The organism is Paracoccus zhejiangensis (assembly GCF_002847445.1).
Taxonomy (GTDB): domain Bacteria; phylum Pseudomonadota; class Alphaproteobacteria; order Rhodobacterales; family Rhodobacteraceae; genus Paracoccus; species Paracoccus zhejiangensis.
On record NZ_CP025430.1, the window covers coordinates 3,403,239 to 3,425,673 of the forward strand.

General features: G+C 62.5%; 23 protein-coding genes. 18 read left to right on the plus strand and 5 right to left on the minus strand.

The genetic code is table 11. The annotated features are described in order from the left end of the window. Window positions 1-2: 2 nt before the first annotated feature. Entirely contained in the window at window positions 3-503 is a 501-nt protein-coding gene (lspA, locus tag CX676_RS16505; RefSeq protein WP_036743586.1) for a signal peptidase II, read from the minus strand. Continuing rightward, entirely contained in the window at window positions 500-1,354 is an 855-nt protein-coding gene (locus CX676_RS16510; RefSeq protein ID WP_101753535.1) for a cation transporter, read from the minus strand. Before CX676_RS16510 ends, lspA begins: the two co-directional genes overlap by 4 nt. Before the next feature lie 56 nt (window positions 1,355-1,410). Here CX676_RS16510 and CX676_RS16515 point away from each other — a divergent pair, with 56 nt between their 5' ends. The 4 genes from CX676_RS16515 to CX676_RS16530 all read left to right on the plus strand — a co-directional run bounded on the left by CX676_RS16515 (window position 1,411) and on the right by CX676_RS16530 (window position 4,366). Then, window positions 1,411-1,755: an ArsR/SmtB family transcription factor gene (locus CX676_RS16515; RefSeq protein ID WP_036743566.1), complete on the plus strand. Its 345-nt coding sequence runs from the start codon at window positions 1,411-1,413 to the stop codon at window positions 1,753-1,755. Between the two features lie 56 nt (window positions 1,756-1,811). Next, window positions 1,812-1,940 carry a multicopper oxidase domain-containing protein gene (locus tag CX676_RS16520; protein WP_231564796.1) on the plus strand — a complete coding sequence of 43 codons (129 nt, stop codon included), beginning with the start codon at window positions 1,812-1,814 and terminating at the stop codon, window positions 1,938-1,940. A 326-nt stretch (window positions 1,941-2,266) separates the two neighbouring features. Then, window positions 2,267-3,154, plus strand: a complete 888-nt coding sequence (locus CX676_RS16525; RefSeq protein ID WP_101753536.1) for a tyrosine-type recombinase/integrase — start codon at window positions 2,267-2,269, stop codon at window positions 3,152-3,154. A 12-nt stretch (window positions 3,155-3,166) separates the two neighbouring features. After that, a complete protein-coding gene (locus CX676_RS16530; protein WP_101753537.1) occupies window positions 3,167-4,366 on the plus strand; it encodes an IS91 family transposase in 1,200 nt (399 codons plus the stop codon). 578 nt (window positions 4,367-4,944) lie between these two features. Here the strand turns inward: CX676_RS16530 and CX676_RS16535 are convergent. Next, complete coding sequence (locus CX676_RS16535; protein WP_198590225.1) at window positions 4,945-5,463, minus strand: CYTH domain-containing protein; 519 nt, start codon at window positions 5,461-5,463, stop codon at window positions 4,945-4,947. 126 nt (window positions 5,464-5,589) lie between these two features. Here CX676_RS16535 and CX676_RS16540 point away from each other — a divergent pair, with 126 nt between their 5' ends. The 9 genes from CX676_RS16540 to CX676_RS16580 all read left to right on the plus strand — a co-directional run bounded on the left by CX676_RS16540 (window position 5,590) and on the right by CX676_RS16580 (window position 13,128). Continuing rightward, window positions 5,590-6,423, plus strand: coding sequence for an arsenate reductase/protein-tyrosine-phosphatase family protein (locus CX676_RS16540; RefSeq protein ID WP_088233789.1), 834 nt, complete (start codon window positions 5,590-5,592; stop codon window positions 6,421-6,423). Next, window positions 6,420-7,418, plus strand: a complete 999-nt coding sequence (locus tag CX676_RS16545; RefSeq protein WP_101753538.1) for an ArsJ-associated glyceraldehyde-3-phosphate dehydrogenase — start codon at window positions 6,420-6,422, stop codon at window positions 7,416-7,418. Before CX676_RS16540 ends, CX676_RS16545 begins: the two co-directional genes overlap by 4 nt. A gap of 71 nt (window positions 7,419-7,489) precedes the next feature. Continuing rightward, entirely contained in the window at window positions 7,490-8,692 is a 1,203-nt protein-coding gene (arsJ, locus tag CX676_RS16550; RefSeq protein ID WP_232816667.1) for an organoarsenical effux MFS transporter ArsJ, read from the plus strand. Beyond that, entirely contained in the window at window positions 8,689-9,708 is a 1,020-nt protein-coding gene (gene arsB / locus CX676_RS16555) for an ACR3 family arsenite efflux transporter (RefSeq protein WP_101753540.1), read from the plus strand. The genes arsJ and arsB overlap by 4 nt, the downstream gene beginning before the upstream one ends. Then, on the plus strand, window positions 9,705-10,127 hold the full coding sequence (gene arsC / locus CX676_RS16560; RefSeq protein ID WP_101753541.1) for an arsenate reductase (glutaredoxin): 423 nt from the start codon (window positions 9,705-9,707) through the stop codon (window positions 10,125-10,127). Before arsB ends, arsC begins: the two co-directional genes overlap by 4 nt. Then, window positions 10,120-10,830, plus strand: coding sequence for an arsenical resistance protein ArsH (arsH, locus tag CX676_RS16565; protein ID WP_101753542.1), 711 nt, complete (start codon window positions 10,120-10,122; stop codon window positions 10,828-10,830). The genes arsC and arsH overlap by 8 nt, the downstream gene beginning before the upstream one ends. A gap of 16 nt (window positions 10,831-10,846) precedes the next feature. Beyond that, on the plus strand, window positions 10,847-11,191 hold the full coding sequence (locus CX676_RS16570) for an ArsR/SmtB family transcription factor (protein ID WP_232816495.1): 345 nt from the start codon (window positions 10,847-10,849) through the stop codon (window positions 11,189-11,191). Continuing rightward, a complete protein-coding gene (locus tag CX676_RS16575) occupies window positions 11,188-12,378 on the plus strand; it encodes an MFS transporter (protein ID WP_101753543.1) in 1,191 nt (396 codons plus the stop codon). The genes CX676_RS16570 and CX676_RS16575 overlap by 4 nt, the downstream gene beginning before the upstream one ends. 402 nt (window positions 12,379-12,780) lie before the next feature. Then, window positions 12,781-13,128, plus strand: a complete 348-nt coding sequence (locus tag CX676_RS16580) for an MliC family protein (RefSeq protein ID WP_157935978.1) — start codon at window positions 12,781-12,783, stop codon at window positions 13,126-13,128. A gap of 507 nt (window positions 13,129-13,635) precedes the next feature. Here the strand turns inward: CX676_RS16580 and CX676_RS16585 are convergent. Continuing rightward, window positions 13,636-14,559 (minus strand): helix-turn-helix domain-containing protein, encoded by a 924-nt coding sequence (locus CX676_RS16585; RefSeq protein WP_101753545.1) that lies wholly within the window; start codon window positions 14,557-14,559, stop codon window positions 13,636-13,638. A gap of 170 nt (window positions 14,560-14,729) precedes the next feature. Here CX676_RS16585 and CX676_RS16590 point away from each other — a divergent pair, with 170 nt between their 5' ends. The 5 genes from CX676_RS16590 to CX676_RS16605 all read left to right on the plus strand — a co-directional run bounded on the left by CX676_RS16590 (window position 14,730) and on the right by CX676_RS16605 (window position 21,916). Next, window positions 14,730-16,184 carry a GMC oxidoreductase gene (locus tag CX676_RS16590; RefSeq protein ID WP_198590226.1) on the plus strand — a complete coding sequence of 485 codons (1,455 nt, stop codon included), beginning with the start codon at window positions 14,730-14,732 and terminating at the stop codon, window positions 16,182-16,184. Window positions 16,185-16,197: 13 nt separating this feature from the next. Next, complete coding sequence (locus CX676_RS22810) at window positions 16,198-16,503, plus strand: shikimate dehydrogenase family protein (protein WP_198590227.1); 306 nt, start codon at window positions 16,198-16,200, stop codon at window positions 16,501-16,503. A gap of 42 nt (window positions 16,504-16,545) precedes the next feature. Continuing rightward, on the plus strand, window positions 16,546-17,040 hold the full coding sequence (locus CX676_RS22815) for a shikimate dehydrogenase family protein (protein ID WP_198590228.1): 495 nt from the start codon (window positions 16,546-16,548) through the stop codon (window positions 17,038-17,040). 590 nt (window positions 17,041-17,630) lie between these two features. Then, window positions 17,631-18,818, plus strand: coding sequence for a serine hydrolase domain-containing protein (locus tag CX676_RS16600; protein WP_101753547.1), 1,188 nt, complete (start codon window positions 17,631-17,633; stop codon window positions 18,816-18,818). Window positions 18,819-19,378: 560 nt separating this feature from the next. After that, entirely contained in the window at window positions 19,379-21,916 is a 2,538-nt protein-coding gene (locus CX676_RS16605) for a cation:proton antiporter (RefSeq protein WP_101753548.1), read from the plus strand. Window positions 21,917-21,918: 2 nt separating this feature from the next. Here CX676_RS16605 and CX676_RS16610 read toward each other — a convergent pair whose 3' ends face one another. Beyond that, a complete protein-coding gene (locus tag CX676_RS16610) occupies window positions 21,919-22,386 on the minus strand; it encodes a hypothetical protein (protein WP_157935979.1) in 468 nt (155 codons plus the stop codon). Window positions 22,387-22,435 lie beyond the last annotated feature (49 nt).

Here is a 22,435-nt window from a genome sequence, read left to right on the forward strand (position 1 = left end):
GATTATTTCCCCGTAACGTTTTCTTCTCGGTGGTTACGTTCGGGCTTGTTCTGCGCCGAGCGGAAGCTGTCCCAGAACAGCAGGACTGCACCGCAGAAAATCGCCACATCCGCAAGATTGAAGGACGGCCAGTGGTATGTTCCGTAATGGAAATCCAGAAAGTCTGGGACGGCCCGATAACGCAGCCGGTCGAGGACATTGCCGAGCGCGCCGCCGATGATCAGACCGAGAGCGGCAGCCGTCAGCCTGTCCGGCGCGCGCCACAACCAGATCAGCAGCCATGCCACGATTACGGCAGCAAGTGCGATGAGACCCCACCATGGCACGATCCCGCCCAACATACCGAAGCTGACGCCATCGTTCAGAACCCGCACGAGATTGAGAAAGGGCAGAACCTCGACTCCGCGCTCAAGCGCCGGTGTGTTCAGGGCAAGCGCCTTGGTGCCCTGATCGAGACCAAAGGCTGCGATCGCGCAAAGCCCGCCCAGAAAGCGGCTATTCATGCCGGCGCCTTCAGATCGGCCCGCGCGTCGCGGATGATCGCCCATGACGAGTGCAGGAACAGCCCGGCGATACCGAAAGCGACGATGAGGTCTGGCCATGCGCTGCCCAGCCACGCCACAAGACCGGCGGCAACGACGACCGCCGCATTACCGATGGCGTCGTTGCGCGAGAAGAGCCAGACGGCCCGCATGTTCGCGTCGCCCTTGCGGAACCGCAGCAGTGGCAGAACGGAGATGGCGTTGACGAAAAGGGCGATCATGCCAAGCAGGCCCATGAGACCTGCATCCGGCGTCGTCTGTTCGAAGACCCGGACGATGGTCGTGCCGAGGACGCCAAGACCGAGGAGCCCGAGGAAGATGCCTTGGATCAGAGCCGACCGTGCCCGCCAAGCGAGGCTCCAGCCGATGGCCAGCAGGCCGAGGAAGGTGATCGCGCCATCGCCGATGAAATCGAGCGCATCGGCCTTCACGGCCTGCGATCCGGAAATGAAACCGCCGATCATTTCGAGGACCCCGTATCCCACGTTCAGGATCACGACGATCCAGAGGGCGCGGCGGTAGGCCGGGTCCTGATGGGCAGGATTCGGCGGAATGTCTTCATCGCCATCGATCCGGTCGAAGCCATAGCCTGTCACCGCGACTGCCTTTTCGATGTCCGGCAGGCGCGCTTCGGGGGCATTCAGTGTCATGATGTGAGTTGCGGCCGACACCTTCACATCGCCGGGCGCGACTCCGGCCGACTGTGCCGCCCGCTCGATCTGTGCGGCATCCTTGGCGCAGTCCATACCGGAAACCCGGTAACGGACGGGCGGGGCATCTGCCGTCAATCCGGCACTTTCGGTGTTGGCCATGGTCGCGCTATTCCTGCTAGGATGAATCAAAGAACAACATATCAGCGAGGAGTGATATGGCGCAATTCGTCGATGACCGCAAGAGCGCAACCATCGAGCGACGGGCGAAGCTGTTTCGCGGCTTCGCGGACCCGAGCCGCCTGGCCATCCTCGGTGCACTTTGTAACGAGCCATTGGCCGTTCACGAGCTCGTCGAGCGGACGAAACTATCGCAACCCAACGTCTCCAACCATCTGAGGTGCCTGCTGGAGTGCGGGCTTGTCGCCAGCGATCGCCATGGGCGTTTCATCCGCTACCGTATCAGCAGCCCGCGCATCACGGTCCTTCTGAACGATGTGGACGCACTTCTTGACGTGGTCGCAGAGGGTGTTGAGGCGTGTGACAATTATCGTGAGGCGTGAGTCAGAACGGACGGCCGGTCGACTCGGCGCAGATCGGTTGGAAAGATGTCGTCCGTGTGCAGGGTCCGACCGAAATCCTGCTGAGGTTCGACAAGCTGGCTTCGGAAGAGACACCATTCATGTATCACTGCCACATCCTCGAACACGAGGATGCGGGCATGATGGGGCAGTTTACGGTCACATAACAGGACCCCACCCGCTCGACACCGGGCGTCGTCAAGAGCTTACGTCTTCTTGCGGCGTTCTATCAGGTGCCGGTGTCGCCTTGTTGAAACGCATTACGGAGTATGTCTAGACCCGAACGGAGAACACCTCGCTAAGCTGCGGGTCCGCCGAAGCGGCCGTCCAGTCGCTCGGCAGCATTCGTCAAAAACGGCCCAAGGACGAAGCCGCTCGCGCGGCAGTGGCGCGTGTTGTTGAGGTCGCGCGCTGATCTGACCGTCTTGCATTTGGGAATGGGCGATCCTGCCTGACGATTGGGGCCTTCTCAATCATCAGACAGGAGGTTCCCATGACAGAGGAGAGAGTATCCCCGTTGCGGCAGCGGATGATCGAAGACATGCGCATCCGTGGGATGGGCGACAAGGCACAGAAGTCGCACATCCGGGCAATCAGGGATTTCGCGGGTTTTCTCGGGCGGTCACCCGATACGGCGACGCCGGAGGATCTGCGCGCCTATCAGCTCCACATGACCAACACCGGGGTCACGCCATCGACGTTCAACGTGCGGATCGTGGCGCTTCGGTTCTTTTTCGGCATGACCTGCGGGCGGGAGGAGATGAAGCGCTACATGCAATTCCGCACCGAACCGCGGAAGTTGCCCGTGGTGTTCAGCGTCGAGGAAGTGTCCGACATCCTGATGGCGGCGCCGGGGCCAGGCCTGAAGTATCGCGCCGCGCTCAGCATTTCCTATGGCGCAGGGCTCCGAGCCGCCGAGGTCTGCAACCTCAAGCTCGGCGACATCGACAGTGATCGAATGCTGATCCATGTCGAGCAGGGCAAGGGCCAGAAGGACCGCAAGGTGATGCTGTCGCCAGGCCTGCTGAACCTTCTGCGCGACTGGTGGCGCGAGGCCCGGCCGGAGGGTTGGCTGTTCCCCGGCAAGCCCAAGATCAACCCGATCTCGCCGCGCCAACTGAACCGCGCCTTCACCTCGGCCAAGCATATGGCCGGGGTCAAGAAGCCCGCCACCTTGCACACGTTGCGCCACAGCTTCGCGACGCATCTGCTCGAAGCCAACACCGATGTGCGCGTGATCCAAGTGCTGCTCGGGCATGCCAAGCTGACGACCACCGCCCGATACACTCATGTGGCGACCAAGACGATCCGTGACACCGTCAGTCCCTACGAGATGCTGGCCAAGTTGCAGGACCAGACCGTGAAGCGAAGCCTGGAGTGATCGGGCGCCGGGGTGTCCCGGCCATTGCTGGAACTGGCTGACATCTTCCGTGCCCATGGCCCTGCGTGGCGGCAGGCCAATGCGGGGCATGTCAGCCTGACCCAGCTGAAGGTGATGTCAGCGATCGAGGCCTGCCGGACCGAGGCACTCGGTGGGCATGTGGCCGGTTGTGCCAACTGTGGCCACCACCACATCGCCTACAACTCCTGCAAGAACCGGCATTGCCCGAAGTGCCAGGGGCCAGCGGCACGGGACTGGATGGCCGCGCGCGCCGAGGATCTCCTGCCGGTGGAATACTTCCACGTCGTCTTCACCCTGCCGGCTGAGATCGCGCAGATCGCGTTCTGGAACAAGAAGGCCATCTACGGGCTGCTGTTCAAGGCATCTGCGGAAACGGTCATGACCATCGCTGCCGACCCCAGGCGTCTCGGCGCAAGGGTCGGCATGACCAGCGTGCTGCACAGCTGGGGATCGGCGCTGACCCATCATCCCCATATCCACATGATCCTCCCGGGCGGCGGCTTGTCGCCGGATGGCACCAGATGGGTCGCCTGCCGCCCCGGGTTCTTCCTGCATGTGCGGGTTCTGTCGCGGCTGTTCCGACGCCTGTTTCTGGAGGGGCTGAGGGATCTGCACCGGGCCGGTCAGTTGGCCTTCTTCGGCGATCTGGCTGAACTGGCCAGCGCGGACACCTTCAGAGCTTGGCTCGCCCCATTCCGCAAATCCGAATGGGTGGTCTATGCCAAACCGCCCTTCGGCGGACCCAAGGCCGTGCTGGCCTATCTGAGCCGATACACGCACAGGGTCGCGATCTCCAACACCCGCTTGGTCAGCGCGGATGCCGATACCGTGGCGTTCCGCTGGAAGGATTATAGGATCAAGCGCGGCGACCGCTCGAGGGTGATGCGGCTGGCCACGTCAGAGTTCATCCGCCGGTTCCTGATCCACGTCCTGCCCGATGGTTTCCATCGCATCCGGCATTTCGGCCTGCTCGCCAGTTCGACCCGCAAGGCCAACATCACCAAGATCCGTGCCTTGCTCTGCGTCCAGCAGTCTGAACCGCCTGCCGTTCCAGAGCCAGAGCTTGAGATCCCCCCGCTCACCCTGCGCGCACCATGCCCCTGTTGCGGCGGTCCCATGCGGATCATCGAGATCTTCAGGCGGGGACAGAAACCGATATCGCGTGCACCACCCAGGGAGCAGGCAGCATGACATATCGCCCGTCATCCGTCACGAAACAGCACCGGCTACACTCCGCAGACCCGGTCCGAACAGCGCGTGCTCGTCTACTTCCAACCCGGCAGAGGGCGGCAGTATGTCCAGAGCACACCGCCTTGTTGGGAGCATCCGCCGGGTTTGAGACCGTATCTGGCGCCTGCCTCGCCATTAGCAGCGCCCAGAATACAGCCGCCGCCGCAACCGTTCGAGCATTTTCCCCATAGCCTGATCCAAGACCCCCGCGGCTTCCACCTTGGGAGGTTTCCCAACGCGGGTCGTGGTCGCGCCAATGAACAGCGTTCCAACGCGACCCGCATCGGAAAACCTTCACCGAACCTGCCGTTCGCCTGTGCCACCAACGCCGTGGCGCGGCTTCCCCAAACCGGCCATCTGTGGCACCGCGCAGCATAGTCCAGAGCCCCAAGGTCGGCAGTGCGGGACTTTTCGGTCATTCGGCGACCATCCGGTGCAAACGCAGCATAGCGTTGGAGTTGCTCGCAGCCGCAGCAAGCGGGGTTTAGGCTGCATCCGAGAGACCTTGCGGCTTCCCGCCGATTTTCGCGTGAATGCGGTTACTTGGTCGCCTGCCGGTGTTTCTTGAACAGCGACGACTGCCTATACTGGCTCTTTCCCGACACTTCGCGCCCCAACCATGTCGGCTTCTCGAATTCAGCATCCTCGCTCGGCAGTTCAATCTCGGCCAGCACGAGGCCTGTGTGAACGCCCTGAAACTCGTCGACTGTCCAGACATACCCACCATGGGGGATGAAGTACCGAGTCTTCTTCAGAATTGTCCCGTCGCAATGGTCTTCCAAGAGGGCAAGGCCATCTCTGGCAGGAATTTCGTATTCGAATTCGTCGCGGGTCAGACCCTTCTTGGGCCCTTTGACGCTGAGAGTTGCCTTGTCGTCGCAGAAGCGCACCCGGATCTTCCGTCCATCACGGAATGCCAAGAGGCCGTCACGGATCTCAACCTTATGCGTGGCGAGCTCGCGCCAAGTATCCGTGCTGAGCAGAAACTTGCGTTCAATTTCCTTCGCCACAACCGTTCCGATCTCGAAATACCGCCTGCCGTTATCACCTTTGGTCATCGAGGGGCACGGCACAATGCGCATAGCCTGAAGTAGAGGCGACAAACAGAGCGCTGCCTCGTCGGAAGCAGGCCGTTACAAAACCTTCACTTGGCAGGCAATCAATAATTCAATAATACATGAAATATGGAAAAAGAGATTCCCGACCAACTGTCCACCCTCGGCCATCCGCAGCGGTTGGCGATCTTCCGGCTGCTGATGCGCCGATACCCTGACCGTGTTCCGGCCGGGGAGATCGCCTCCACGCTTGGCGTCAAGGCGAGCACGATGTCCACCTATCTGTCCGCACTGACGCGGGACCAGCTGGTGGAACAACAACGGGCAGGCACGTCGCTTCTCTACGCGATCAACATGACCACGGTGCAACGGCTGTTCGGATACCTGTTCAGCGATTGCTGCCGTGGCCGTCCCGATATCTGCATGCCTTTCAGCACAGGAACCACCCCCATGTCTGGCCGCAAATACAACGTCCTCTTCATCTGCGTGGGCAACTCCGCGCGGTCCATCTTCGCCGAGTCACTCCTGCGCAGTGCCGCTGGCGACAGGTTCATTGCGTATTCCGCAGGAACTCGACCGGGGACCCAACTCAATCCCTTCGCGGTGCAGGTCTTGCAGGACAAGGGGCATGACGTTTCCGTACTGCGCTCGAAGGACGTGTCCGAGTTTGCTCGCCCCGATGCGCCGCAGTTCGACTTCGTCTTCACGGTTTGCGATCAGGCGGCAAACGAGGAATGCCCCGCTTGGGAGGGGCAGCCAGTAAGTGGCCATTGGGGTATGCCGGACCCGGTCAAAGTCGAAGGAACCAATGCTGAAAAAGCGCTGGCCTTCCAACAGGCTTACGGGGCGCTCAAGCACCGGATCGAAGCCTTTGTCGCCCTACCGATCGAGACCCTGGACCGCATTGCATTGCAAAAAGCCGTGGACGACATCGGCCGCGCCAGCCCCGAGACACTGGCATGACCACCTACGCACTGAATGGCCTCGGTCGCATGGGCAAGCTCGCCCTCAAGCCTCTCCTCGATAGCGGCGCCAAGATCGCCTGGATCAACGACGCTGTGGGTGATCCGGAGATACACGCGCATCTTCTGGAGTTCGATACGGTCCACGGACGCTGGGATGCCGCGTTCTCGCATGACGCCGAAAGCGTCACGATCAATGGCACACGCCTGCCGTTCATCGGCGCACGCGCGATTGCCGATCTGCCGCTGGACGGTGTCGATGTGGTGATCGACTGCACCGGCGTCTTCAAGACCGAGGCCAAGATCGCCCCCTATTTCGAGGCGGGCGTGAAGAAGGTCGTGGTCTCCGCCCCGGTGAAGGACGGCAATGCGGCCAACATCGTCTACGGCGTCAACAACGAGACATATGATCCTGCCGAGCACCGGATCGTCACCGCGGCTTCCTGCACGACCAACTGCCTCGCGCCGGTGGTGAAGGTGGTTCACGAGACTTTCGGCATCAAGCATGGCTCGATCACCACGATCCATGACGTGACCAACACCCAGACCATCGTCGACCGCCCGGCAAAGGACCTGCGTCGGGCGCGGTCTGCGCTGAATTCGCTGATCCCGACGACGACCGGCTCGGCCACCGCGATCACCTTGATCTATCCGGAATTGAAGGGTCGTCTGAACGGCCATGCGGTGCGCGTGCCGCTGCTCAATGCCTCGCTGACCGACTGCGTCTTCGAGCTGGAGCGTGCTGTCACGGCGGAAGAGGTCAACGCCGCCTTCGAGGCTGCGGCCAATGGCCCGCTGAAAGGCATCCTCGGCTACGAGACGCGTCCGCTTGTCTCGACCGATTACACCAATGATCCGCGCTCCTCGATTATAGACGCGCCATCGACGGTGGTGATCAATGGCACGCAGCTGAAGATCTACGCCTGGTACGACAACGAATGGGGCTATGCCAACCGGCTGGTCGACGTCGCGCTGATGGTCGGGGACTCACTGTGAGCCATCTCGCCCCGGCCCGTCCCGAAGGGCTGTCTGCCTATATCGCCGTCACGGCCGCCTATTGGGCCTTCATGCTGACCGATGGCGCGCTCAGGATGCTGGTGCTGCTGCATTTCCACACGCTAGGCTTCAGCCCGGTGCAGCTGGCCTACCTGTTCATTCTTTACGAAGTCGCAGGGATGATCACCAACCTCGCGGCAGGCTGGATCGCTCTTCGGTTCGGGCTGACCTCGACGCTCTATGCTGGACTCGGGTTGCAGGTGGTCGCGCTGCTTGCGCTTGCGCAGCTCGATCCGGGCTGGAGCATCGCGGCTTCGGTCGCCTTCGTCATGTGCGTCCAGGGTCTTTCAGGCGTGGCGAAGGACCTCGCCAAGATGTCCTCGAAATCGGCGGTGAAACTGCTGGCTCCTTCGGGCGATGGCGGACTGTTTCGCTGGGTCGCGGTACTGACCGGCTCGAAGAACGCAGTGAAGGGGCTGGGCTTCCTGCTTGGCGCGGCGCTGCTGGCGGTGCTTGGCTTCGACTGGGCCGTGCTGGGCATGGCCATCGTCCTCGGGGTGATCCTCGTCGCGGTCGTGCTGTTCATGCCTTCGGGCCTGCCCAAGGGCAGGAAGGGCACCAAGTTTTCCGAGGTCTTCTCGAAATCGGCCAACGTCAACTGGCTGTCGGCGGCGCGGGTGTTCCTGTTCGGGGCGCGCGACGTCTGGTTCGTCGTGGGCATCCCGATCTACTTCTATGCGGTGCTCTCGGACGGCACCGAGGATGGCAACCGCGCTGCCTTCTTCATGATCGGCACCTTCATGGCGGTCTGGGTCATCCTCTATGGGATGGTGCAGGCCAGCGCACCGAAGATCCTGCGCGCGGCGAGCCGCCCGGAGGGCGAGCTGATCCGTGCGGCTCGGAGCTGGGCTCTTGCGCTCTTCGTCGTGCCAGCCGCGTTGACGGTGGCCGTTGCGTTTTCGCCTGCGCCGCAGACCTGGCTGACGGTGACGCTGGTCCTGGGTCTGCTGGCTTTCGGCGCGCTGTTTGCCGTGAATTCCTCGCTCCACTCCTACCTGATCCTCGCCTTCTCGAAATCTGAACGGGTCACGATGGATGTAGGCTTTTACTACATGGCCAATGCGGGCGGTCGTCTGATCGGCACGCTCCTGTCCGGCCTGACCTACCAGATCGGCGGGTTGACCCTCGTCATGGGCACGGCGGCGGTCATGGTCGTCCTGGCGGCCCTGACCTCGGGTCGCCTGACCGATCAGACGAACGAGGTGACTGCATGAGTATTTTCGAACGCTACCTGACCGTCTGGGTCGGTCTCGCGATGATTGCCGGTGTCCTGATTGGTCAGGGCGCACCCTGGCTTGTGCAGGCCATTGCCGCGACCGAGGTCGCGAGCGTGAACCTTGTCGTGGCCGTGCTGATCTGGGCCATGGTTTACCCAATGATGGTGGGCGTGGACTTCGGCGCGGTCGCCGGTGTCGCGCGCCAACCCAAGGGGCTTTTGGTTACGCTGGCCGTCAACTGGCTGATCAAGCCTTTCACCATGGCGTTTCTGGCCGTGTTGTTCTTTGACCATGTCTTCGCGCCGCTGATTTCTCCCGAAGATGCCGCCCAGTATACGGCGGGGCTGATCCTGCTCGGGGCCGCACCCTGCACGGCGATGGTTTTCGTCTGGTCGCAGCTGACCAAGGGAGACGCCACCTACACGCTCGTGCAGGTCTCGGTGAATGATCTGGTCATGGTGGTGGCCTTCGCGCCGATTGTGGCCTTCCTTCTGGGCGTGACGGACCTCTCTGTGCCGTGGGAAACGCTTTTGCTGGCCACGGTGCTCTATGTTGTCCTGCCGCTTGGAGCCGGTCTGATCACACGCCGCAAGCTGGGCTCCAAGGCGGCCATCGACGCGTTTTCGGCGCAGGTAAAGCCGTGGTCCATGGTCGGGCTGATTGCTACCGTCGCAATCCTCTTCGGCCTTCAGGGAGAAACGATCCTCGCCAAGCCGACGGTGATTCTGCTGATTGCGGTGCCGATCATCATCCAGAGCTACGGCATCTTCGCCCTGGCCTATGGCGCAGCCTTCGCCCTCAAGGTGCCGCACCAGATCGCCGCGCCCTGCGCCCTGATCGGAACATCGAACTTCTTCGAACTGGCGGTTGCGGTTGCCATCTCGCTCTTTGGCCTGAACTCCGGCGCAGCGCTGGCCACGGTGGTAGGCGTGCTGGTTGAGGTGCCAGTGATGTTGTCGCTCGTGGCCTTTGCCAATCGCACCCGCGCACGCTTTCCCGAGCCTGCGGCATGAGCATCGTCATCCATCACAATCCGGATTGCGGGACCTCCCGCAATGTTCTGGCCTTTCTTCGAGCGACCGGCGAGGAGCCGGTCGTCATCGAGTATCTGAAGGAAGGCTGGACGCGTCCTCAGCTCCTGGCCCTGTTCGCCGCGGCAGGACTGAACCCGCGGAGCGCCCTGCGGGAAACGAAATCGCCCGCAGAGGCGCTCGGGCTTCTGGAACCGGGTGCCTCTGATGACACGCTCCTGAATGCGATGATCGAACACCCGATCCTGGTGAACCGGCCCATTGTTTGCACGCCCAAGGGGGTGCGCCTGTGCCGCCCCTCTGAAACCGTTCTCGACCTTCTGGACCGGTTGCCGCCCGGACCGCTGTTCAAGGAGGACGGAGAAATGATCCTGAACGAAGAAGGAGAACGGCTTGCCTGAAACGCCGAACCTGGACGACACGCTGCTACGCCAGCCAGACTCGGACACGCTTTTCCCTGCTACCCGCTGCATCCACCCACCGCTCATCCTGATGCTCTATGGATCGCTGCGCGAGCGCAGCTTCTCGCGTCTTGCAGCCGAAGAGGCGGCGCGCATTCTCGAACGCCTCGGGGCTGAGGTGCGGTTCTTCGATCCCCGTGATCTGCCGCTGCCTGACAGTGTCGGGACCGATCACCCCAAGGTGGCGGAGCTGCGCGATCTGGTGCAGTGGTGCGAAGGCATGGTCTGGTCCTCGCCCGAACGCCACGGGGCCATGACCGGCATCATGAAGGCGCAGATCGACTGGATTCCGCTCTCGCTCGGCTCCGTGCGCCCGACGCAGGGCAAGACGCTGGCGGTGATGCAGGTCTCAGGCGGGTCACAGAGCTTCAACACGGTCAACCAGCTGCGCATCCTCGGGCGCTGGATGCGCCTGCTCACCATCCCGAACCAATCCTCGGTTGCCAAGGCTTGGAATGAATTCGAGGAAGACGGGCGGATGAAACCCTCGCCCTATTACGACCGGATCGTGGACGTGATGGAGGAGCTGGTGAAGTTCACCCTTCTGACGCGCGACATCCGCGATCATCTGGTCGACCGCTATTCCGAGCGGAAGGAAAGCCATGCCGAACTGTCGGCGCGGGTGAACCTCAAGACGATCTAATTCGACGGAAATGGAAATGGATGTTGACGCCCGCAAGATTTGGCGCGCATCTATTTCCATGAACATCGAAACAGCTTCCCGCCAACTCGACGCCCTCGGCAACGCGACGCGTCTGCGCATCTACCGGACACTCGTGCGCGCCGGTGAAAGCGGCGCTCCAGTCGGTCGGGTGCAAGACACTCTTGGGCTTCCGGCATCGACCCTGTCGCATCACCTGAAAAAGCTGCTCGACGTCGGTTTGATCCGCCAGGAGCGCAGCGGCAACACGCTCCATTGCCACGCCGAATATCCGGCGATGAAGGCGTTGGTGGGCTTTTTGGTCGACGAGTGCTGCGCGGATGAGGCCGCGTCAGGCAAATGACGCTGTCACGCGCAAAAGTCGTGTCATCGCTCGGGATCGTCCAGATCTTCGCATGGGGCAGCAGCTATTACCTGCTGGCACCGCTGGCCGGTGCGATCGCAGACGATACCGGCTGGGGCCATGCCATGATTTCCGCCGGTGTATCGGTTGCCTTGCTCATGTCAGGTCTGACGGCACCGAAAATCGGCCGCTGGATCGGCCGGAGCGGTGGCAGAAAGACCCTCTGCCTCGGGATGGCCTTCATGGCCATTGGTCTGTTCCTTCTCAGCATGGCGCACGCCCCATGGGTCTACCTGCTCGCTTGGAGCGTCCTCGGTTGCGGGATGGCTGCCGGGCTCTACGACGCCGCCTTCTCCGTCCTGGGTGCCGCCTATGGACGTGATGCGCGATCCGCGATCACGCAACTGACCCTCTGGGGCGGCTTTGCCAGTACCGTGTGCTGGCCGCTTTCGGCTTGGCTGGTCGAAAGCATCGGCTGGCGCACAACCTGTCTGCTCTATGCTGGCATCCACATCTTCGGAACGCTGCCCCTTTGCTGGTGGGCCTTGCCGCATGCTTCCGCCACGCACTCAGCAACGATGCATGAACCAGTGCGCCGATCGGAAGTTGGCGTTCGCCGCGCCGATATCAGGTTCCTCTGTATCGTCGTCGCAGGCGTCACGCTGACTCTTCTTGCGACCATCTGGTCCATTCACATGGTGACGATCCTGACCGCCGGGGGCTACACCACGGCTGCAGCGATCGCGGTCGGTACTTTGATCGGGCCATCCCAAGTCGGTGCCCGCGTCGTCGAAATGATGGGAGGGGGCCGACATCACCCGATATGGACCATGCTTGCAGCGACCATGCTCGTTTTCGTCGGCTTCCTGGGGCTGCAGATGGGATTTCCAGCTGCCGCCGCTCTCGTCGCATACGGGGCCGGAAATGGCCTTTGGTCCATCGCGCGCGGTGCTCTTCCGCTCGCGCTCTACGGTCCGGAGCACTATGGCGCTCTAATGGGACGTTTGGCTCGCCCGATGCTGTTGGCTGGCGCTGCCGCCCCGACGCTTGGGGCATTGCTCATTGACAAGGTCGGCGCCGAAACGACGATGGTCCTTCTCGCCGCAACGGCCATCGTCCCGTTCTCGATGGCATTCTTGATCCATGTGGACTTGATGCGGGAGCGGCGCAGCCCAGAATTCCTATAGCGGAGGGCCGGTTCGCAAGACAGGAGCATTGTGGCGAGGTTACCGGATGCTCGACCCAATCTGTTCTATGTCGCCACGGATAAGAATGCTGCGAATGCTATAAACTCTGAGCCGGGGCGGCTGGTTTGGGCTCGAAGCGGACATGCGGCGGTGCGGCATGCACCTCGCCCTGGCACGCCAAGCCTGCGGACGGTGACGGCCCAATCCTGCCCTTCGCGATTTCGGGATGCCGCAATGTTGCTTTCACCGAACCGGCCGTTCGACCGCTGGTGCAGCATTTTCGTGAGGCGGGCGGCAGCAATGCGGGACTTTTCTGCCGTTCGTAGGAGCCATACAGTCGGAGTAGGATCGTGGACAACGGCTGTTACTAAGGCCGTCTCTGACAAACAGGAAGGATATTTTATGCGCTTTGTGTCAAGTATTGCGATAACTGTCGCATTAGCTTCGGCCGCGTCGGCGGACGTCTCGTTTTCGCTCGGCTTTGATACCGAAGACATGGCGATACGCACGATAGAATACGAATGCGACAAAGGGCAACCGTTCGTCGTGCACTATTTCACTTCAGAATCCGACGTGCTGGCACTGGTGCCAGTGGATGAAGATCATCGTGTATTCGTCAACGTGGTCTCCGCCTCAGGCGCCCGTTACGTGTCTGGGCGGTACGAATGGTGGACAAAGGGTGAGAATGTCACGCTGACCGATACGATCAAGGAAGAGTCCCTGCTGCAATGCACACCAAACAATGAGTGAAACTAGGAGACAAAGAGGCGCGGCGGGCATCAATAACTGGCTTGGTCCCGGCGTACTCATCAACGCCAGGACGGTCATTACGTACAATGTCCGGGTTTCAATTAGCATCAGTTGGCGCCCTTCCGTTCCCCCTCACTCTTACACTCAACGAAACTTTTCACAATTTGAACCGCCCCGGCTTGCCCGGAGGGGCGTTTCGTTCAGCGCGGAAAGCTGAAATTGGGCTCAGAGCCGACATGCGGCGGCGCGGCAGCTCCATCACGAGGGAGCCGCCACTGTATCGACGTCTTCGGCCCGAAGCTGCCGTTCGCCAGGATGACCAACGCCGCAGCGCGGCATCATAAGACCGGACTTTCGCTGCGCCTGCATGGGTTCCGAAACATCGAACTCGCACAACGCGGGACAACGAGGTCATGCAATCGCGCACAAAAGAGAAAAACCTAATCGGGATCACATTGGCCATTCCTGCCAATATTGCACGATTTTCGGAAAGGTCGCGCGAGCCTCCTATGTCTGCGGGCTTTGGCGGACGGACCGACCTCGCTTTGGCACAGATTTCAGCTCCTGCCCCCTGATTGCGGTCCGGAACGCCGTTGGCGTCATGTTGCGGGCATTGCGAAAGCGTCGCGCGAAGTCGGCGGCATCGGAGAAACCGCACTCGGTTGCGATCAGGCCCACGGGGCTGTCGGTCTGCATCAGCATTTGGCACGCCCGGCCAAGCCGCAGTTGCAGCACATAGGCGCTGATGGACATGCGGGCGCTGCGCTTGAAGATCCGTTGCAGCTGACTTTCGGTCAGATGCACAAGATCACACAGCGGGGCCAGCCGCACCGGTTCATCGTAATGGGCATGCAAATGGTCCAGCACCTTCTGCATCCGCGCCCGGTCGCGCGGCATCTCGCTGACGGTAACCTCTCCGCTGGCCAGCGGCACTCGGTCAGTAGATCCTGACAAGGTCGCAAGGATGGCTTGGAAGGCAATCACCTGATCCACGCTGTCAATCTGACCCAGTTGCAGGATCCGGTCTCGCAGTTGCGCCGACGTTTGTGCGCCGAACCGCAATCCACGCCGGGCCTGCGCAAGCAGCGGCGTGACGGGCGAAAGCTCTGGCACCAGACCGATCAGGCTGGTGATCCAGTCACTGGTGAACCAGCACACAATGGCGCGATGGTCGCCGGCAATCTCGATCAGGTTTTGGGATTGAAACGCGTGCGGCAGATTGGGGGCGATCAGGACAAGATCGCCATCGTTGTAGGGCCCGACATGATCTCCCACAAAGCACAATCCGCGGCTGTTCACCGTGAGGGTCAACTCGAATTCCGGATGGTAATGCCAGTTGAACGGAAACTCTGGCAGGCGGCGGTCGAAGACATGCAGGGACCGGTCCGGCGGGATGGCAACGGTCTCGAAGTAGGGTGGCGATATGGGCATTACATTCAACTGTAGCGCTGAGATGCGGCAATCATACAAGGATATGCGGCAATAGGGAATGGTGCGCGCGGTGAAGGCTTGGCATCTGTGAAGCGGAAACCGGGGAGGACGTGATGCAAACCATTAGGACGGATGTCGCGATTATCGGGTCGGGGGTGGGTGGATCTGCCGTGGCGCATCAACTCGCAGGCAGCGGCGCAAAAATCCTGATCCTCGAACGCGGCGACGATCTGCCGAATGAGCCGCAGAACAGCGATGCAGAGGCGGTTTTCGTCCAGTCCCGATACAAGACGACGGATGAATGGGTGGACGCGAAGCGGGCACCCTATCGGCCCGGTCAATACTACTATGTCGGCGGGCATACGAAGTTCTACGGCACTGCGATGTTCCGGTTCCGCGAAAGTGATTTCACGCACACGCAGATCGATGGCGCCACATCCCCCGCCTGGCCGGTCAGCTACGCCGATCTTGCGCCATACTACGCCGCAGCCGAACGCCTGTATGGCGTGCGCGGCGCGGCAGGTGTCGATCCGACCGAGCCGCCCCGCGATGCCTTCCCCCACGCCGCGATCCCGCACGAGCCGGTGATTGCCGCGCTGTCGGATCGGTTGCGCGCCCAGGGCCTGCACCCATTTGCGATGCCATCTGCAATCGATTATGGCCCCGATGGCACCTGCCGGCGCTGCGGCACCTGCGATGCCTTTGCCTGCCGGTTCGACGCCAAGGGTGACGCGGATAAGCGCGTGCTCCGCCCACTTTTGGCGCATTCGGACGTGCGGCTGGACCGCAACGCAAAGGTTACGCGACTGATCACCGATGGCGAGGGCAAGCATATCGTCGCCGCTGAGGTGCTCCGGTCCGGAGAGATCCTGCGCGTGGAAGCGCAGGTCTTCGCCCTCTGCGCGGGGGCGATCAATTCCGCTCTGATCCTGCTGCGGTCCGCCTGTGAGGCGGCACCGGACGGAATTGCCAACCGGTCCGACGTCGTGGGCCGATACCTGATGAACCATCACCTGACCGGGCTGATGGGGGTGAAGCCTTTCACTACAAACACCACGAAGTTCCCCAAAACCCTGTCGTTGAATGACTTCTACCACGGTTTGCCAGATGATCCCGATGCGCGCGGCAACATCCAGATGCTCGGCAATATCCAGGGTGCGATGATCCGTGCAACGTATCCCAGAACGCCGCGTGCCGCGGCCGACTGGTTGGGCCGCCATTCCGTCGACGTGCTGGCGATGGGCGAGGATCTGCCCGACCGCGAGAGCCGCGTGCGCCTTCTGGACGGTGACCGGGTGCAGGTCGATTACCGCCCCGGCGGGCGGGCCGCCCATGACCGGTTCGTGCGCCATGTCAGGCATGTGCTGCGCCGGGCAGGGTTCCCGGTCGTTCTGCGTCACAGCTTCGGCATTCAGGCCCCCTCGCACCAATGCGGCACGGTGCGGATGGGCGATGATCCGGCGACATCAGCCCTAAACGCCATGTGCCGCGCGCATGATCATCCGAACCTTTACGTGGTGGACGCGGGGTTCTTTCCCTCATCCGCCGCGCTGAACCCCGCCCTGACCATCGCAGCCCAGGCGCTTCGGGTCGGGGCGCATCTACGCAATGCCCGCGCCATCTGAAAGGACACGCCCCATGAACTTCCTGTTGCCCCTGACGGGTTCCTTCGCACAACCCGCAGCCGAGAACCCGACCGTCGCGATGATCGAGGCCGCCTACCGCCATCACGGTCTCGATTGGCGCTACATCAACGTCGAGGTCTCGCCCGACGATCTGGCGGACGCGGTGCGCGGCGCGCGGGCGATGGGCTGGCGCGGCTTCAACTGTTCCATCCCGCACAAGGTCGCCGTGATCGACCACCTCGATGGGTTGGGAAAATCGGCCGAGATCATAGGAGCCGTCAATACCATCGTGCGCGACGGTGACCGGCTGATCGGTTAAAACACCGACGGGCGCGGCTTTGTCGCGGCGCTGAAAACCGTCGTGGATCCGGCGGGCAAATCCGTCGTCCTGTTCGGTGCGGGCGGTGCGGCGCGGGCGGTTGCGGTCGAGATGGCGCTGGCCGGCGCCACGCGGATCACCGTCGTCAACCGCAGCGCGGAGCGGGGGCGAGTGGTCGTCGATCTGCTGAACGACCGCACGGACACGCAGGCAAGCTACACGTCGTGGGAGGGCACATTCGTCGTGCCGTCCGGCTCGGATATCGTGATTCATGCCACATCCGTCGGTCTGTATCCCGACGTCGACGCAATGCCCGACATCGACACCGACAGCCTGACGCCCGAGATGGTCGTTGCCGACGGCATTCACAACCCGCCCCTGACACGCCTGATTCAGGCCGCCAAGGATCGCGGCTGTAAGACCGTCGACGGGCTCGGGATGCTGGTGCAGCAGGGCGTGATTGGAGTGAAATACTGGACCGGTGTGGATGTCGATCCGCACGTCATGCGGCAGGCGCTGCTGGATCTCGAATTGTAGATGGAGAAGCGACTGTCTTGGACAGCGTCGGTCATTCTGATCTGGTTGCTGGCTGCCGGAAATCGACCAGACCAAAGAATATGAGGCGTCACGAGACCCGTCCCGATTTCGCTGTATGACAGGATTTTGCCAGAGTGTTTCATTAGTGGAAATGGGCTCGAAGCGGTCGAGCGGCGTGCAGCCAAATCACTTTGGCGGTATAGCATGGCGCTCGCGGCCCAATCCTGCGCTTCGCGATTTCGGGATGCCGCAATGTTGCTTTCACCGAACCGGCCGTTCGACCGCTGGTGCAGCATTTTCGTGAGGCGGGCGGCAGCAATGCGGGACGAAGCCGCCGTTTGCTTCTTGGCTTCACGCGTAACTAGCAGCCCGCAAAACACGCGACTTTTCCAGGTCAGTGAAGGTGTGAATAGCTTTCGCTCAGGCGTAGTGAGGTCTTACAATCGCGAGCGCTCTGCATGCTTAGCTCGCTTCTTAAACTGAGCGGAAAGTAGAATAGCGGTGACGCCTGAAATCCAGCAAACGACAAGACCGCCCTGTCCCCGCGACGGGGCGTTCCCAAGACCGGCTTCAAAGAATGGGAGGAAACCATGGGCCACAAATTCAACGCTGATTCCGTCCTGAATGGTGTCGTGACGTCCGATCCACGCGTGCCCGGCGTCGTGGCGATGGTCACGGACCGCGAGAAGAACATCTACGAAGGTGCCGCGGGTGTCCGCCGGATCGACGGTGACACGGCGATGACCACCGACGACGTCTTCGCGATCTTCTCGACCACGAAGGCTATCACCGCGACGGCCGCGTTGCAGCTTGTCGAGGAGGGCAAGCTCGACCTAGACGCACCGGCGAGCGACTACGCGCCCGATATCGGAAAGCTCAAGGTGATCGACGGCTTCGACGACGCCGGCGAGCCGATCCTGCGCGACCCGAAACGCCCGATCACGACGAAGCACCTGCTGCTCCATACCGCCGGCTTTGGATACGACTTCTTCTCCGAAACCTACAACCGGCTTGCGCAGGAGAAGGGCCAGCCCAGCGTCATCACCGCATCGAAGGCCTCGTTGATGACGCCCTTGCAGTTCGACCCGGGCGACAAGTGGGAATACGGCACCAACATCGACTGGTGCGGGCAGGTGGTCGAGGGGATCACCGACAAGCGTCTGGGCGAAGTCTTCCAGAGTCGGATCTTCGAGCCGCTCGGGATTGAAGACATGACCTTCGAGTTGAACGACAGTCTCCGCAAGCGGCTTGCGGGCATGCATGCGCGCGGGGAAGACGGCTCGCTGACACCGATGGACTTCGAGCTGCCCGATAGGCCCGAGATCCACATGGGCGGGCACGGCCTATACGGCACGGTCGGCGACTACATGAAGTTCATCCGCATGTGGCTGAACGACGGCATGGGGCCGAACGGGCGCGTCCTGAAGCCCGAGACGGTGGTGATGGCCGAGAAGAACCACCTTGGCGAGAAGAAGATCGGCATGTTGCCGGGGGTGATCCCGTCCCTGTCGAACGACGCCGAGTTCTTCCCGGGCCTTTTGAAGTCATGGTCCTATAGCTTCATGGTGAACGACGAGGCAGCCCCCACAGGTCGGCCGGCAGGGGCGTTGGGCTGGGCGGGGCTCGCGAACCTGTTTTACTGGATCGATAGGGCGAACGGGTTCGGAGGCTTCTGGGCGACACAGATTCTCCCATTCGGAGATCCCGTCTCCTTCGTCGGCTACATGGACTTCGAAAGCGCCTTCTACGCCTCGCTCAAGTCTGCAAAAGCTGCCTGAGTTAGACCGTGATCGCCGGCACCGCCGGCGATCGCCCTCCGTCGTTCAAGAGCCGTCTTAGGGCTGGAGAGCGATTGGACGGGGCACGGTCCGAGCTCTTGCTGAATCCAAAGCTTACGTCGTATTTGGGCTCGAGGCGGTCATGCGGCGGCGCGGCGTGCTGGACGCCCAGGCGAGTGGGTCCGCCCGGCAGAGACGGCCCAATCCAGCCGTTTTAAGTGAAGATCTACGCGGCGCCGCAGCATTACCAGACCAGTCATTCACTACGACAGATAGGAAGCAAAGGCAGGTCCTACCCACTGCGGGACATGCTGCCGTGTAAGGAACGCTCGATCCTCTGTTGTGCCCACGAATGATATCGCGAGGGAATGACTGCAGCTGGCATTTTCTTTTGAGAACGCTCCGTTGATCGAAGCCTGAACCGCTGATTTTGTTTCTTGGCATTGGTTAGGGGATTGACGATAGTGGGCACAAAGCCGGAAGTGCAGCCCGCACTTTCCTCTGGTGATGTTCCCACATCGCCGTTTCCCCTCTCACGAAAATCAAGCTATTTCAGGCGTATGGATATCGTTCTCGCCACCACTGTCATTGCGTCCCTGTTCCTTGTCATAGGAGCGGCGGAGCCGCTCGCCGCGCGTCTGACGCTGCCCTACAGCGTGATCCTGGCCGTGCTCGGCGTGATGATCGGCGCCGGCGCGATCTTTTTCCTGCGAACCGAGCTGACTGACGCACTGAACCCAGTAGCCGAGGCGATCTTGGGATTGCCGATCCGTTCCAACGTATTCCTCTACGTGTTCCTGCCGACGCTACTGTTCCAGGCGACACTGGGAATGAACCTGAGGCGGATGCTTGACGACTGGGTGCCGATCCTCGTTCTTGCGATCGTGGCCGTGGTCGTGGCGACGTTCAGCGTGGGCTACGCCTTGTCGTGGGCCAGCGCGCTGCCTCTCGTGGCCTGCCTCCTGATTGGCGCCATTGTTTCCACGACCGACCCTTCCGCGGTGGTCACCATCTTCCGGTCGATCTCGGCGCCGCGTCGGCTGGCGCGGATCATCGAGGGCGAGAGCCTGCTCAACGATGCCGCCGCCATCGCGCTTTTCGGCCTGTTCATGGGCTTCGTGATGCTTGGGATGCCGGATCCCAACCTTTACGAGGCGCTTGTCCGGTTCCCGGTCCTGATCGCGGGAGGCGCAGCTGTCGGCTGGCTGGCGGCGCGGGTGGCGGTCTGGGTCATGGCGCTGTTCTCGCGCCACGAGCTGGCGCAGATCTCGATCTCGGTCGCATTGCCCTACCTCGCCTATATCGGGGCCGAGCAAAGTATCGGCGCCTCGGGCGTGATCGCGGTGGTGGCCGCTGGACTGACGCTGAACCTGACCGGACCGGGGCGCCTGCCGCCACAGGCATGGACGAACCTGCGCGAGATCTGGGACGTGCTGGCGCATTGGGCTGGGGCGTTGATCTTCGTTCTTGCCGCGCTGCTGATCCCGCGGATGCTGGAGGAGGTGCGCGTCGAGGATTTCGTTCTGGTCGGCGTGGTGATCCTCGCTGCCATCGCGGCGCGGGCGGTGATCCTGTTCGGGCTTCTGCCGCTCCTGACCGCGCTCAGGCTCTCGCCCGCGGTCGAGCGCCCTTACCGTGTCGCAATCCTCTGGGGTGGCCTGCGGGGCGCGGTGACGCTCGCACTCGCACTCGCAGTGACGGAAAGCTTCCGCGTGCCAGACGGCATCCAGCGCGTGGTGGGCATTCTTGCCACAGGCTTCACGCTGTTCACGCTGATCGTGCAGGGGACGACGCTTAGGTGGGTAATCGGCCGGCTGGGTCTCGCCCGGCTCTCGCCCATCGACGAGGCGCTGTCGCGTCAGGCCGTCGCCGTCGCGCTGCAGACCGTCCGCGAGGACGTGGCGCGCACCACCGAGAATTACGAGTTGAGCCACGACACCGTGCGCTCCGAGGCCAAGCGCTTCGGTGAGCGGCTGGACACGGCGGTGAAGTTGGCGGAGGATAGCGCCGACATCCTCGACCGCGACCGGGTCACGCTCGGCCTGATCGCACTGGCCGGCCATGAGCGCGACACGATCCTTGCCCGCGTGCGGGAGCGGACGATCTCGGCGTGGATGGCCGAACAGGTCCTGTCAGACGCCGACCGGCTGATCGAGGGCGCCCGCAGCCAGGGGCGCAGCGGCTATAACCGCGCCGCGCGGCGCAGCGTTGCCTACGGCCGGGGGTTCCGCGTCGCCGTGGTGCTGAACGGCCGTCTGCGCCTGTCGGGGCCGCTGGCGCGCATGACCGCCGACCGGTTCGAGCTTCTGCTCTCGCAGCGGCTGATCCTGCGGGATCTCGGCGCCTTTATCGACGGTCGCATCCGGCGCATTCACGGACGGCGCGTGGCGGAGCTGCTGCACGAGTTGCTCGCCCGCCGGATCGAGATGGTTGAGACCGCGCTGGAGGGGTTGCGCCTGCAATATCCGGGCTATGCCGAGGAGCTGGAGCGCCGGTTCATCCGGCGCACGGCGCTTCGGCTGGAGGAGCGGGAATACACCGCGATGCGCGAGGACGGGCTGATCGGCGCCGAGGTCTACACCACGTTGATGCAGGATCTCGATGCGCGCAGGACCGCCGCCGAGGAACGTCCGCATCTCGACATCGCGCTGCAGCGGGCCGAACTGGTCCGGCAGTTCCCGCTCTTCTCCGAACTCGACGATGCCGTATTGAAGCGGCTCGGCCGCGCGCTCGAGACGCGCTACGTCAACGCTGGCGAGGTCCTCATCCGCAAGGACAGCGTCCCTCGAAGCGTGTTCTTTATTGCCTCCGGTGCGGTGGAACTTGAAACCGCCGGTCAGACATGGCGGCTCGGGCGGGGCGAGATGTTCGGGCAGATGGCGATCCTACTGCAAAAGGCTCGCCGCGCCGAAGTGCGCGCCATCGCGCCCTCGACGCTGCTGGTCCTCGACGAGGCGCGTTTCCGCCGGCTGCTGGGCCGCAGCCAGGCCCTTCAGGACGCCGTCCGCGCGAGCGCCGAGAAACGCGGGATCGACCCGGACCATCTGTTCGAGGACACGAATGTAGAGCGCCCGGCAGACGATCGCATGTCGGTGTGAAGTCAGTCCAGCGTTGCGTCGAACTCGATGACGCTGCGCCCGTCCTCTGTCGTAGGCGCGACGATGATCTTCGCGTTGGCGATGCCCGGGCCGGAAAATTCGATCGAATGGTCCAGCAGATCATCGGCACCCTGCGTCACGGGATATCCATTGCCGCTCAGGCTTTCTTCCCATTCGGCAAAGAGTGCATCGACATCGGCGCCCGTCGCGATGGAGAACATCCGCACGGTTGAGCCGATGGCGCGATCTGTGACGACCTCCGCATCCTCCGGGATCGTGAGCACGTCGGGGATCCAGTCCTGCAGGTGCTCGTCGGCGTAGACGACGGCCGAGGCGGCCAGCACGAGCCAGGCTGCAAGGAGTGCGTCTCTCACGGGCAGGCGCGGGAGAGCGGTGCGCAGGCTGGCGAGGGCTCGTCCGGGGCTGGTCGGAAGGAAAGGGTGCGCGGGGGTGCAGGTCATCGTCGTCATAACCGGAAAGCTATCCGACCTGGGTACTTCTTCAAGTTCGCCGGCGTAT